The sequence below is a fragment of the Pontibacter ummariensis genome (genome assembly GCF_900188175.1).
GTDB classification, from domain to species: Bacteria; Bacteroidota; Bacteroidia; order Cytophagales; family Hymenobacteraceae; genus Pontibacter; species Pontibacter ummariensis.
Window position 1 is genome coordinate 174,823 of sequence record NZ_FZOQ01000005.1, and the last position, 12,399, is coordinate 187,221.

The window sequence follows — 12,399 nt, forward strand, 5'->3', positions numbered from 1 at the left end:
GTATTCAACGTTTGATTGTGGGCACTTTCTGTTTTAAGGCCTGCTTTTTCCGCTCCATGTCGTTAACATACTTCATGTACAGGAAGATGGCAACGACACCTGCTATATGCCCGGCCAGGATAAGGTACAGGCCCAGGTAATTTTCGGAGAGGTGCAGAAAACGCACGACAGCACCCAATATGACCAATAGAACAGCAATTTTGTAAAGCAGCTTTTCAATGGTTCTCAGTTGCATCAAACTAAAGTTTGGTTAAACATGACGCTGTAGCTCAACTCTTGCAACAGGTTGAGCTACAGCGTAATTAAAACTGGTATCTCCAGTTTTATACTGAAGCCAGACGAATAGGTTGGTCTAACTCAATTTTAGCGCCCATCACATCCAGGAAGGCCCGAATAAATTTCGGGTGGCCAGGCCAGGCCGGTGACGTCACCAGGTTGCCATCCACCACTGCTTCGGTTGCCTCTACCGCAACGTAGGTGCCGCCTGCCAGTTCTACCTCGGGGCCAACGGCGGGGTAGGCTGTCAGCTTACGGCCCTCTACTACACGGGCTGCTGTTAGGATCTGTATGCCATGGCACACAGCGGCCAGCGGTTTGTTGTTTTCGGCAAAGTGCCGCACCAGGTCCAGTACCTCCTTGTTCAAGCGCAGGTATTCCGGGGCACGCCCTCCGGCAATCACCAGCCCTGCATAGTCAGCAGGGTTCACGTCCGAGAAAGAGTAGTTAAGCTGGAAGTTGTGCCCTGGCTTTTCGGAGTAAGTCTGGTCGCCCTCAAAGTCATGAATGGCTGTTTTAATGGTGTCTCCCTTTTTCTTGTTGGGGCACACGGCGTGCACCTCGTAACCTACCATCAGTAGCATCTGAAAGGGGACCATGGTTTCATAGTCTTCGGCAAAGTCGCCGGTCAGGAAGAGGACTTTCTTTGTGTTTTCCATAGGTATAATCGTTTATATAGGCCTAAAAAGCAATTCCTGGTGTCGGGGCGCTTAGTACGGCAGCAAGAGAAAGATAGGAATAAACTTTTTAAAAGTACAGTTTATGCTGTTGAATTACACTGTGTTGTGCTGTAGGTTAGACTCTTGCTGCGCTAAGGTGTGAGCCGGCTATGGCTGGAGCTCTTTCATATCCGAGACGTGGAGGCTGCGCAACATCGAGGTCTTTTTGTGCTGGTGCTCCTGCATGCGGGTCAGGATGTCGTGCAGCATCTCGATCGCCTGAACCACGTGGGGGCCTTTGTTTAGCATCACGCAGTCGGCGCGCTGGGCCATGGCCGCGTCGGTAATTTCTGCCCTGGAAGGACGCCCTTTTTTGGCCAGTGTCTCCAGTACCTGCGTGGCCCATACAGCAGGGAGGTGCGCTGCCTCGCAGAGCCACAGGATCTCCTCCTGCACCTCGGCCAGCCGCTGCCAGCCGCACTCCACCGCCAGGTCACCCCGGGCTATCATGATGCCGGCAGGATAGCGCTTCATAACAGAAAGCAACAGGTGAGGTAAGTTACGGAAACCCTCCTGTGTTTCGATCTTCAGCATTACCCCCAGGTCCTTCGCCCCGAGCTCTTCCAGTTCCTGATGGAGGGCCTCTACTGTTTCGGCGTTATTCACAAAAGAGAGGTTCACGATGTCGGCGTGCTGGGCTACGAAACGGAGGTCCTGCTTGTCCTTCTCCGTTAGCCCATTCATATGGAATTTTGTCTCAGGGAGATTGATGCCTTTGTCCTCGCCGAGCTTGCTGCCTTTCTCGCTGGCGTAGGTGATTTTCACCAGCAGGGTATTCTTGTTTACTTCCTGTATCTGCCCCTCTATCTTGCCATCGTTGAACAGGATCGGCTGCCCTTTCTTTACTTGCGAGAACACCTCTGGTAAAGTGCAGGAGATATGGGCTGGCTGCACCACATGACCTCGCGCGTTATACCGGGCTGACTCACCGGGGGTAGGGGCTTTGGTCAGTATCATTAAATCATCCTTTTTAAGGAGAAGAGGAGCAAAGGTAGGTGGTAGTTCCCCCACTGTTACCTTTCGTTCCTGCACAGTTTTACTCTTTAAGTGGAGCACTGTTCCGGTCTCAATGTAGGAGGTCTTAAACAAATGGGCCAGGCAACCATTCTGCTCTCGTTTGATAACGGAGAGGGAGCGCTTGCGGCCCCGGGTGTCCTTAAAATAAAGCTTGTCGCCCTCTTGCAGTTGTGCCAGCCACTCTGCCTCTACCGGTAACCAGGCATCCGTATTTTTAGGAGGAGGGGCGCCGGGCGGGGCCAGCCACACACGGGCAGCCTCGGTTATCTGGCCCAGGTCGTTTTGCATAGGGCGTATGACCACGAGTTTGGGTCCTTCTTTCAAGGGGCCTGTCCGGAGTTTGGGACCCATCAGGTCCATCAGGATTTTACAGGGGATGCCTGTCTCTTGTACGGCCTGCTGTACATGCTGTATCATGCGCAGCCATGCCTGCTCACCGTCGTGGGCGCAGTTAATGCGGGCGCAGTTCATCCCGGCTCTTAAAAGGCGGGGGAGTAATTCGTATGTGTCGGCAGCCTCGCTTGGGAGGGTCACCATAATGCGGGTACTCCGCTTGGCCGGCTGGGGGCCCAGCAAGACTTCTGTGTGCGTAGCCAGCAAGTCTCTGTTCTCAAAGAAGGATACAGGAAGTTGCTTATCAGTAGGTGCACATTCGGTCAGGTAACAGAGCTGCTTTCGTACGGCCTGCAGGCTTGCCAGCACGTGGCCCTCTGCCCGCCCCAGAGAAGACAACCCGAGATGTGCCAGGTGCTCCTGCAGTTGCCGGATGTCGTGATGGCGCAAAGCCAGGTAATGGAGCAGGTTTTGCGCGCTTTTCCGGAAGGCAGGGTGCACTTGCTGTACGGCGGGGGCAAATTTTTGCTCCAGCGTAATCGCCTCCTCGTGTAAAGCATCTAACTGTTGGATTAGATCCTGAAGCTGTTCTTTTTCCTGCTGCATGGTGCTTGTGGTCTGGTACTTAGCCTATAACTACAGATAAAGAGGGAGGGTTGCTGGAAACAGGGCGAAATTTTGTTCCCTGCTAAAAGCCCCGCTGCTTTAACAGACAAACAAAAAAGCCTCGCGTAACAGAGGTTTCTGCACACAAGGCTTTTAGTAGAGCAGCAGGAGCTGTTACTTCTTTACATAGAAAGGAATATTGGCAGTGGCTACGTTATTCTGACCATCATAGGCGTACACAAACAAACGGTAAGCCCCTTCCTGCTCAGGAGTTTTTAACGTAGCCTGCCCCTCCCTTGTGCTGGAAATGCGGTCAGGCACGGCGGCGGGTCTGCTTTCACGGTCGCCGCCCTCCTTCAGGTCAGTGCTCTCATGCAGTAACTCCCAGCGGTAGCTTAGCTTGTCCTGGTCCGGGTCTGTCACCTCAGTGCTTACAGCGTAGCTTTTGCCTGGCTGCAGGTACACCTGGTCGGTGGCCTTCTTGCCGTCTAGGAGGAACGAACTCAGGTGGGGTGCCCGGTTAGCGGGCCAGCTTCCGGTCCAGAGGTACTGCATCACATCCACTACTTCCGACTCCTGTCCCTCCTCTGTAAACAGCCCGTACCAGGTCGGCGTTCTTTCCTGCTTTTGTCCCCACAGGAAAACATAGGAACCCAGGTTCCGCTCCCTGTCCTGCTGCATGGCGGCTTCATAGCGGCTCTTATACACAGCGGCCTTTTGGGCACTGGTTTCTTCTACGGATGCGCCCCAGGGCGTTTGTGGTCCTTCCCAGTGTCCGGTTGGTCCCCACTCGGTAATCATATAAGGTCCTTCCCAGCCAAACTCCCGCACACGCTTTGGCACATCCGGCAGGCCACCGTAGGCGTTCACAGCCAGGATGTCCAGTTCAGGTACCTTTGCCCTGATGTGGTCTATTTCTTTTTGGTTGATGCCCGCCAGCATGGTACTGGTTGGGTGGTTGGGGTCCACCTCATGGATCATCCTGGCAATGTCGTTCACGGCGTCCCACACCTTGGGATTGGTATAGCTCAGGTTCAGTTCGTTGCCGATGCCCCATACAAGTAGGGCCGGGTGGTCTTTGTACTTTAGTACCTCTTCCCGTAAGCGTTCCAATTGCTGGGCTACGGCGGCTGAATCGTTATAGTCGAAGCCATGGCGCTCCCGGGCCACGTCCAGTCCCATCGTCACGGTTAGGCCGTGCTTTTGCGCCTCGTCCAGTACCTCCTGCGCATTATGTGTACTCCAGGTGCGGATAGAGTTACCTCCATAAGCTTTTAAGCGCTCCATATAGTTGCTGCCTCCTGCCCCCTTGATGTAGTAGGGCTGACCGTCTCTATACAGTTGATAGGCACCGTTTTTTTCCCGCACCGCTACTTTCAGAGGGCCTGTCGCGGAGGTACTACCAACGGCTTCCGTTGTCTGTTCTGTGTCAGCTACCTGCCCTGAATTCCCAACGCAGGCTTGCGAGAGCGCGGCTACCGCGCATAGGAAAAGAACTTTTGTAAAGGTGTGTTTCATCTTGTGGATCGCATCCGTTAGGTTTTTGAACATGTTAGAAGGCACACTCATGCTCTGTGCCATCTCTTTGAGAAGGCCTGTTTGCCGGCGGTCTTACAGGTCGTCCTCGTAGAACTCGATGAGGGCACCAAAGTAGGCGTTGTTCCAGCCTTCCACAATGTCCTCGAAATCCTCGTCTGGGATGTTCGTGTGCCGTAATTCTGCCGAGGTGCCGGCTTTGTGCGGGTGCAGTTTAATCGTAACAATAGAGGGCTCTGCCTGCTCTCCGAAATACCACTGCTGCACGATCTTCTTGCCTTCTTCAAACTCCAAGTTCTTGCCGACGATGCTTCCTTCCCACAAAGAGAACTCAGACCCCGGTTCTGTTGACATCTCTGCCTCTTCGCCCGACCATGCCTGTATGGTAAGGGGGAGGGTTAGCGCCAGGTAAACTTCCGCTGGAGGAGCTGGCACGATATAGTATTTTTTGAAATCTTTCATCCGTTAATGGAGGCTGGTATAAGATGGTGAGCGAACAGCTTTCGCATGAATGTGAATACTGTGCAGACGTAACTGTTGCTATACTTAAATATTGTATAAGACCTGTAGCCAGGAGAAGCACCATCCTTTAAAAGGAGACTACCCTCGTGTAGCGTATACACAAAGATAGGCAGGAAGCCGTAAGTACACAAAGCTTGGAATGGGTAGCCGCTTGTAGTCCCCAGCCGACTCTCTCCTAAGTAAAAGCCTGCTTACCCTTCCTTTTGCTGTACTTTGGCAGCGCAAGCCACGAAGTTGCATAGACTAAGACGAACTTACATCTTATAGATCATGGCATTTACGTTCATGCCCGCACCAACAGACGCGAAAACCAAGGTATCGCCTTTGTTTATTTTGTGCGTGTCCAGCTTGTCTTTTAACAGGAGGTCTAACAGGGTAGGCACGGTGGCAACAGACGAATTGCCTAGCCACGAAATCGTCATCGGCATAATATCATCAGGCACAACAGCCATGTCATAAAGGCCATAAAGCCTGCTTAAGATAGCGTCATCCATCTTTCCGTTTGCCTGGTGGATGAGTACTTTCTTAACTTCGCTCAGGTGCGTACCATTCTTCTCCAGACAGGCTTTGATGGCCTGAGGCACTGTTTCGAGGGCATATTGATACAGCTTCCGGCCATTCATTTTTAAGAAAAGGTCATCCTTGTGTTCGCTGTCAGGTTTATAAGACTTATCCATGTATAACATCTGCGAATATAGGTAGGCGTCTGAGCGCGTTTTATGCGCCAGTATGCCAACAGGAGTGTCGCTCTCTCTTGCTTCCAGCACAATAGCCCCGGCACCGTCAGCGTACAGCATACTATCTCTGTCATGCGGGTCTGACACTCTGGATAAGACCTCTGCGCCGATCACCAGCACCTTTTTGGCATCTCCTGACTTGATAAAGTAGTCGGCCTGGATAACGGCTTGTAACCACCCCGGGCAACCGAAAGGCAGGTCGTAGGCAACCGCATAGGGATTCTTTATCTCTAACTTATGCTTTACGCGGGCTGCTAAGCTAGGCACAATGTCTACCTGCTTGTTATCCTTCCGTACATCCCCGAAATTATGTGCCACGATAACGTAGTCTAAGTCTTCCTGGTCGATCCTGGCGGATTTAATCGCATCAACAGCGGCATAGTAAGCAATATCCGATGTCACCAAGTCATCTGCCACATACCGTCTTTCTGCAATTGTGGTAATCTCCAGAAACTTGTCAACGATCTCCTGGTTGGTCTTCTTCAGCTTTGTCCCGTCAGTGTCGTAAAACTCATTGTGCAGGAAGTTTTCGTTCTGAATACGTTTGGGCGGGATGTAGCTTCCTGTTCCTGTAATTACACTGTAAATAGTATTCTTCATCTTTATCTGTGAAATCGCTCACTCTTGGAATCTGCAAGCAGTTATTTAGAAATGTTCTAGCTGTAGAATCCAATATAAGAGGTTAACCGGACAATATAGCTATCTATAGATGTCTTTGTTCAGGGAGGGGTGTCTGCTTGCCTGATTTTCCAGAAACATCTCCAAAGCTCAATAGCTGGGGCAGTAGGTTAGGGGATAAACACGTGGTGGTGGAAAGCATCCCTTATTTTCTCCAACACCCTCTCCAAAAATTTCCGACCTTTGCCTGGTAATAGCTTTTTATTTTATGAAACGACCATTAAGGCTGATTATAGGGGCTGGCATTGCGCTGGTGCTGTTTTACTTTGTGCAGGAAGTGTTCTTCAACGAGGATAATTACCTGAAGCCCCTCTTGCAGGAACGAAAGGACAAGGACTTGTCTTTTCGGAGCCGTGCCAATAGCCCATTTACCGACGAAGGGCGTCGCGCCTTTACAAATCTTACCTACTATGAGCCGGACCTGGACTACCGCGTGCAGGCGAAGGTGGAGCCGCCGGCTCAGCAAGACACATTGCTGATTACCCTTACCAACGGGAGTTATGAGCCTTATCTGCGGTATGGCATCGCGACCTTTGAAATAGAGGGGCAGCCGCAGCAGTTGACGCTCTACAAAAAGCTGAGTGGCGATGAAGGCAAGCTTTTCGTGCCTTTTACGGATAAGACAAACGGCTTTGAGACGTATGGAGGCGGGCGTTACCTGGACGTGCCTTACGAGGAGGGTGACAAAACTGTGGTGCTGGACTTTAACCGTGCCTATAGCCCTTTTTGTGCCTTTAACCCGGAGTACGTGTGCCCGGTGCCTCCCAAGGATAACCGCTTAAGCATCGCCATTCCGGCAGGGGAGAAAACCTACGAAGCAGCACACTAATGTTGCCGCAGGACTTGTAGATAAAGGACAGGCCAGGTAAGTTCAGGCAGCAGGCACAGATAATTCTTAAGCCTTTTGTCCAGCAGTCCGTTGTCTTTCCGCCTAAATTTTCTTTCCTCAAAAGTCTTTCATCCTGTAAGAGAATTATCCTTAATTTTGAAAAACATGGGCCTGTCGTAAGGAGGCCTTTTTATAGATCAACAGAAAAGAACATGCTGATTTCATTCGACTGGCTGAAACAACTTATTTCGATAGATAAACCCGCTGAGGAGGTAGGCGCTTTGCTAACCGGCGCCGGCCTGGAAGTAGAGGGTATCCATACGTTTGATGTGGTACAGGGAGGCCTGGAGGGCATTGTGATCGGGGAAGTACTTACCTGCGAATCGCATCCGGATGCAGACCGCTTAAGAATTACCACAGTAGACATCGGTACAGGTACCCCTTCGCAGATCGTTTGCGGTGCGCCCAACGTAGCTGCAGGGCAGAAAGTAGTGGTAGCCACTGTAAATAGCACGCTTTACCCTGCAGAGGGGGAGCCTTTCAAGATAAAGAAGTCCAAGATACGCGGGGCTGTTTCGGAGGGCATGATCTGTGCCGAGGATGAAATTGGTATCGGGCAGTCCCATGCTGGCATTATGGTGTTGGACACGGACCTGCCAAACGGTACTCCTGCCGCCCAGTTCTTTGGCCTGGGTTCTGATAAAGTCTTCGAGATCGGCCTGACGCCGAACCGGGCGGATGCCGCTTCGCACTATGGCGTGGCCCGCGACTTACATGCGCTACTAAAAGAGCCTGTCATGCTGCCTAAAGTAGCTGACTTTAAAGTAAACAACACCACCAGACCCATTGCGGTAGAGGTAAAGAGCCCCGAAGCCTGCCCGCGCTATGCCGGTGTAACCTTATCAGGGCTTACAGTAGGTCCATCGCCAGAGTGGATGCAAAAGCGTCTGCGTGCCATTGGTTTGTCACCGATCAATAACGTGGTGGACGTGACCAACTACGTGTTGCATGAGTTGGGCCAGCCGCTCCATGCCTTTGATGCCGACAAGATCAAAGGAAACAAGGTTGTCGTGCAGACAGTGGAGGAGGATACAGTGTTCACGACACTGGATGGGGTAGAGCGCAAGCTAAAGGCCTCGGACCTGATGATCTGTAATGCAGCGGAGCCGATGGCCATTGGTGGTATTTTTGGTGGGCTGGTGTCTGGCGTAACAGAGGAGACAACAAGTGTTTTCATTGAGAGCGCTTACTTCTCTCCGGATTGGGTACGCAAAACAGGAATGGTGCATGGCCTGAAGACCGATGCCTCTTTCCGTTTTGAGCGGGGAACAGACCCGCACATGGTACTTCATGCGCTAAAGCGCGCTGCCTTGTTGATGCAGGAAGTAGCCGGTGGTGAGATCAGTTCTGAGATCGTAGACGTGTACCCGAACCCGATCGAGAACCGGGAGATCAGGCTAAGCATCGAGCGTGCGCACACGCTTATCGGGCAGCACATTGGGGCAGCGCGCATCAAAGAGATTCTAACAGACCTCGGCATCCAGATCACCAATGAAACCGACACGCACCTGTCGCTGTCGGTGCCGCCTTATAAAGTGGATGTAACCCGCGAGGCCGATGTGGTGGAGGAGATCCTGCGCATCTACGGCTTCAACAACATAGAGATGGATGAGAACCTGGCTACTTCTTACCTGGCTAAGTTCCCGAGACCATATGCCGAGAACGTGATGGAGACCATTATGAACTACATTTCGGCGAATGGCTTCCATGAGATCATCACCAACTCTATCAGCAACTCCAAGTACTACGAAGCGACCGGGGAGGAGGAGACAAAAGACTTGGTACACGTGGTGAACTATAACTCCGAAGATCTGGATGTGCTGCGCAAGAGCATGGTGTACTCTGGTCTGGAGGTATTGCGCCGCAACATTAACCGCCGTCAGCGTGACCTGAAGCTCTTTGAACTAGGTAAGATCTACGAACTGCTGGAGGATGGCAGTACCAAAGAGAGCCGCAAACTGGCGTTTTACATGGTAGGCAACACCACTGCCGAAAGCTGGAAGCAGGCCAGTATGAAAGCTTCTTTCCACGATTTGGCTGGTGTGGTACAGAACGTGCTGCGCAAGCTGAATGCCGGGGACTATGAAGCACAGGCGCTGGAGCCGAACAGCCACATGCGCCAGGGCGTGGCTTACGTGAAGAACGGCACGGTGATCGCGGAGCTAGGTCCGCTGGATGCCGGCCTGACCCGCCGCTTGGAAGTAAAAGAGCAGGTATGGTATGCGGAGCTGAACTGGGACTACCTGCTGAAGAAGTACAAGGATAACCTGGTGGCCGGAGAGCTGCCGAAGTTCCCGGAGGTACGCCGCGACCTGTCGCTGGTGCTGGATAAGAACGTTAGCTTTGATCAGGTCAAACAGGTGGCCTTTAAAGTGGAGCGGAAGCTGTTGCACGAGGTGAATGTGTTTGACGTGTATGAAGGAAACAAGATAGAGGAAGGCAAAAAAGCCTATGCCCTCAGCTTCACGTTGCTGGACAAACAGCAAACCCTGACCGATAAGGTGATCGATAATACCATGAATCGCCTGATGCAACAATTTGAGAAGCAGCTGGGAGCTTTTATCCGCAAATAGTGTTATGGCAAAAGAAAAGCAACTACAACAGCTCCAGCATATTGAAAATAAGCTGCGTAAGCTCCTGACCCATTATACCGAGGTGCAGCAGCGGCTGGCCCAGGCCCAGGAGGAAATTAAGTTTCTGGAGGGCTTAGTGGAGGAGAAAGAACAGCAGATAAAAAATTTTCAAAATCAGGAGAATATTGTTAAAATTGTAGACACGATAGCAGGAAACCCTGCGAATTCGACAGAGTTAAAGCTCAAACTAAACGAATATATTAGGGAAATCGATAAGTGTATCGCTTACCTACAGGACTGAGCAAGAGCATGTAAGGAGCCTTCGGGCTCCGAAAGCTATGAAAGCACCTGAGCAAGCACTACCATAAACTACGCAACGGATGGGTGAATTATCTATAAAAATCCGCATCGCAGAACGCGAGTATCCGATGCGAGTGAAGGAAGAGGAAGAAGAAAGAATTCGTGTTGTTGGAAAGGTCCTGAACGAGCGCATGCGCTTTTACAAGGATCAGTTTGGGATACAGGACAAGCAGGATCTGCTGGCTATGGTGGCGTTTGAGACGATGGCCGAGAAGATGAAGCTGGAGGATGAGAAAACCTCCCATGTATCCGACATAGGCCAACAGCTGAATGTTTTGGACGAACTTTTATCATCGGCAAGTAAGTAGCCTTTGTAGCATTCCGGCGCACTGCTTAACACCCAACGTTTAGGCCCAAGGCCTTACCTGTCTTATTTAGCAAGGCACTGCTATAGTTTTTAGTTAACCCAAAAACGTATAGTTATGCCCGATATCCTTTATTTAGTATTAACAGCCATCGTAGCGCTCGGAGTGGGCGTGTTCATTGGGCGATCGCTGCTGCAGAAAGTGTACAAGCAGCAGGAGGAAGAGGCACGCCAGCGCGCCAAGAACATTGTCCGTGAGGCGGAGATCAATGCCGAGAGTATTAAGAAAGACCGCATCCTGGAGGCCAAGGAAAAGTACCTGAAGCTGAAGTCGGAGTTTGAGGAGGAGATGAGCAAGAAAAAGAACATCATCATCCAGAACGAAAACAAGGTAAAGCAGCGCGAACAGCAGGTGCAGAAGCAAATGGAGCAGGCCAAGCGCCTGGAAGCAGACCTGCACAAAGAGAAAGAGCAGCTAACCGCGCAGGTAGACAAAGAAAAAGAGCACCTGCATACCCAACTGGAGCAGCTTAAGAAGCGCAAAGAGGAGGTAGAGCAGCAGCACAAGGAAATAGTGGGGCAGCTCGAGAAGATCGCCGGCCTGACGGCTTCCGAAGCCCGCGAGCAGCTGGTGGAGGCCCTCAAAAACGAGGCACAGACACAGGCCTCTTCGCACATCAAAGATGTGGTGGCACAGGCCAAGCTTACCGCTACCAAAGAGGCGAAGAAGATCGTGATCGAGACCATCCAGCGCACGGCCGCGGAGCATGCCATCGAGAACTGCGTGTCGGTGTTCAACATCGAAAGCGACGACATCAAGGGCAAGATCATCGGCCGGGAAGGCCGTAACATCCGCGCCCTGGAGGCGGCCACAGGCGTGGAGATCATTGTGGACGACACCCCGGAGGCCATCATTATCTCTGGCTTTGACCCGGTTCGCCGTGAGATCGCACGTCTGTCCTTGCACCGCCTGGTAGCCGATGGCCGTATTCACCCGGCTCGTATTGAGGAGGTGGTTTCCAAAACCCGTAAAAACATCGAAGAGGAGATCGTGGAGATTGGTGAGCGTACTGCCATTGATTTAGGTATCCATGGACTGCACCCTGAGCTGATCAAGATGGTGGGCCGCATGCGTTTCCGCTCATCTTATGGGCAGAACCTGTTGCAGCACTCCCGTGAGGTAGCCAACCTCTGCGCCACCATGGCGGCTGAGCTGGGCCTGAACGTGAAGCATGCGAAGCGTGCCGGTCTGTTACACGACATTGGCAAAGTAACGCCAGACGAGCCGGAACTGCCACACGCCATCATCGGTATGGAGCTGGCCAAGAAGTACAAAGAGCATCCGGATGTGTGCAACGCCATTGGGGCGCACCACGATGAGGTTGAAATGACAGCCATGATTTCTCCGTTAGTGCAGGCTTGCGACGCCATTTCCGGTTCTAGACCAGGCGCCCGTCGTGAGATCATGGAGTCTTACATCAAGCGTCTGAAGGAGCTGGAAGAAGCCGCCGTGTCGTTCGACGGTGTAAACCAGTGCTACGCCATCCAAGCCGGCCGTGAGCTGCGCGTGATGGTAGATGCCGATAACGTGACAGATGAAAGAGCAGCACAGCTTTCTTTTGATATCTCCCAAAAGATCGAAAAAGAAATGCAGTACCCTGGTCAGATAAAGATTACCGTTATCCGGGAAATGCGTGCCATCAGTTATGCCAAGTAAGCTTACCCCTGATATAAATTAAGGTTAACCGCCTGCCGCTCTCGTGGCAGGCGGTTTTGTTTTGCAGGAGCAGTAAAAAGAGGGCAGGGGCTCTCTTCTTTTCTGATTTTATACTATACTTGTTCTTGCTAA

General features: G+C 51.9%; 11 protein-coding genes. 5 read left to right on the plus strand and 6 right to left on the minus strand.

Features of this window, described 5'->3' with window-relative positions; genetic code table 11:
• Positions 1-4 precede the first annotated feature (4 nt).
• From CHB92_RS07585 to CHB92_RS07610, 6 genes are all read right to left on the minus strand, one after another.
• Complete coding sequence (locus tag CHB92_RS07585) at positions 5-238, minus strand: hypothetical protein (protein ID WP_146133180.1); 234 nt, start codon at positions 236-238, stop codon at positions 5-7.
• An 85-nt stretch (positions 239-323) separates the two neighbouring features.
• Entirely contained in the window at positions 324-935 is a 612-nt protein-coding gene (locus CHB92_RS07590) for a DJ-1/PfpI family protein (protein ID WP_089318590.1), read from the minus strand.
• A 168-nt stretch (positions 936-1,103) separates the two neighbouring features.
• Complete coding sequence (locus tag CHB92_RS07595; RefSeq protein WP_089318591.1) at positions 1,104-2,951, minus strand: pyruvate kinase; 1,848 nt, start codon at positions 2,949-2,951, stop codon at positions 1,104-1,106.
• Between the two features lie 174 nt (positions 2,952-3,125).
• On the minus strand, positions 3,126-4,532 hold the full coding sequence (locus CHB92_RS07600; RefSeq protein WP_245842370.1) for a glycoside hydrolase family 2 TIM barrel-domain containing protein: 1,407 nt from the start codon (positions 4,530-4,532) through the stop codon (positions 3,126-3,128).
• Between the two features lie 30 nt (positions 4,533-4,562).
• The gene (locus CHB92_RS07605) at positions 4,563-4,949 is read right to left on the minus strand and encodes an SRPBCC domain-containing protein (RefSeq protein ID WP_089318592.1); all 387 of its coding nucleotides are present in this window, start codon (positions 4,947-4,949) and stop codon (positions 4,563-4,565) included.
• Between the two features lie 314 nt (positions 4,950-5,263).
• Entirely contained in the window at positions 5,264-6,346 is a 1,083-nt protein-coding gene (locus tag CHB92_RS07610; RefSeq protein ID WP_089318593.1) for a 3-oxoacyl-ACP synthase III family protein, read from the minus strand.
• Between the two features lie 286 nt (positions 6,347-6,632).
• On the opposite strand from CHB92_RS07610, the gene CHB92_RS07615 reads away from it, so the two are divergent.
• The 5 genes from CHB92_RS07615 to rny all read left to right on the plus strand — a co-directional run bounded on the left by CHB92_RS07615 (position 6,633) and on the right by rny (position 12,267).
• Positions 6,633-7,253 (plus strand): DUF1684 domain-containing protein, encoded by a 621-nt coding sequence (locus tag CHB92_RS07615; protein ID WP_089318594.1) that lies wholly within the window; start codon positions 6,633-6,635, stop codon positions 7,251-7,253.
• Positions 7,254-7,465: 212 nt separating this feature from the next.
• Positions 7,466-9,886, plus strand: coding sequence for a phenylalanine--tRNA ligase subunit beta (gene pheT, locus CHB92_RS07620; protein WP_089318595.1), 2,421 nt, complete (start codon positions 7,466-7,468; stop codon positions 9,884-9,886).
• A 4-nt stretch (positions 9,887-9,890) separates the two neighbouring features.
• Positions 9,891-10,187, plus strand: coding sequence for a hypothetical protein (locus CHB92_RS07625; protein WP_089318596.1), 297 nt, complete (start codon positions 9,891-9,893; stop codon positions 10,185-10,187).
• A 79-nt stretch (positions 10,188-10,266) separates the two neighbouring features.
• Positions 10,267-10,554, plus strand: coding sequence for a cell division protein ZapA (locus tag CHB92_RS07630; protein ID WP_089318597.1), 288 nt, complete (start codon positions 10,267-10,269; stop codon positions 10,552-10,554).
• 114 nt (positions 10,555-10,668) lie between these two features.
• Positions 10,669-12,267, plus strand: coding sequence for a ribonuclease Y (rny, locus tag CHB92_RS07635; protein WP_089318598.1), 1,599 nt, complete (start codon positions 10,669-10,671; stop codon positions 12,265-12,267).
• Positions 12,268-12,399 lie beyond the last annotated feature (132 nt).

What these genes read in the sequence shown, in the direction of transcription:
- CHB92_RS07590 (WP_089318590.1), bottom strand. Translation starts at nt 935, where the DNA reads ATGGAAAACACAAAGAAAGTCCTCTTCCTGACCGGCGACTTTGCCGAA.
- CHB92_RS07595 (WP_089318591.1), bottom strand. Translation starts at nt 2,951, where the DNA reads ATGCAGCAGGAAAAAGAACAGCTTCAGGATCTAATCCAACAGTTAGAT.
- CHB92_RS07600 (WP_245842370.1), bottom strand. Translation starts at nt 4,532, where the DNA reads ATGGCACAGAGCATGAGTGTGCCTTCTAACATGTTCAAAAACCTAACG.
- CHB92_RS07605 (WP_089318592.1), bottom strand. Translation starts at nt 4,949, where the DNA reads ATGAAAGATTTCAAAAAATACTATATCGTGCCAGCTCCTCCAGCGGAA.
- CHB92_RS07610 (WP_089318593.1), bottom strand. Translation starts at nt 6,346, where the DNA reads ATGAAGAATACTATTTACAGTGTAATTACAGGAACAGGAAGCTACATC.
- CHB92_RS07615 (WP_089318594.1), top strand. Translation starts at nt 6,633, where the DNA reads ATGAAACGACCATTAAGGCTGATTATAGGGGCTGGCATTGCGCTGGTG.
- pheT (WP_089318595.1), top strand. Translation starts at nt 7,466, where the DNA reads ATGCTGATTTCATTCGACTGGCTGAAACAACTTATTTCGATAGATAAA.
- CHB92_RS07625 (WP_089318596.1), top strand. Translation starts at nt 9,891, where the DNA reads ATGGCAAAAGAAAAGCAACTACAACAGCTCCAGCATATTGAAAATAAG.
- CHB92_RS07630 (WP_089318597.1), top strand. Translation starts at nt 10,267, where the DNA reads ATGGGTGAATTATCTATAAAAATCCGCATCGCAGAACGCGAGTATCCG.
- rny (WP_089318598.1), top strand. Translation starts at nt 10,669, where the DNA reads ATGCCCGATATCCTTTATTTAGTATTAACAGCCATCGTAGCGCTCGGA.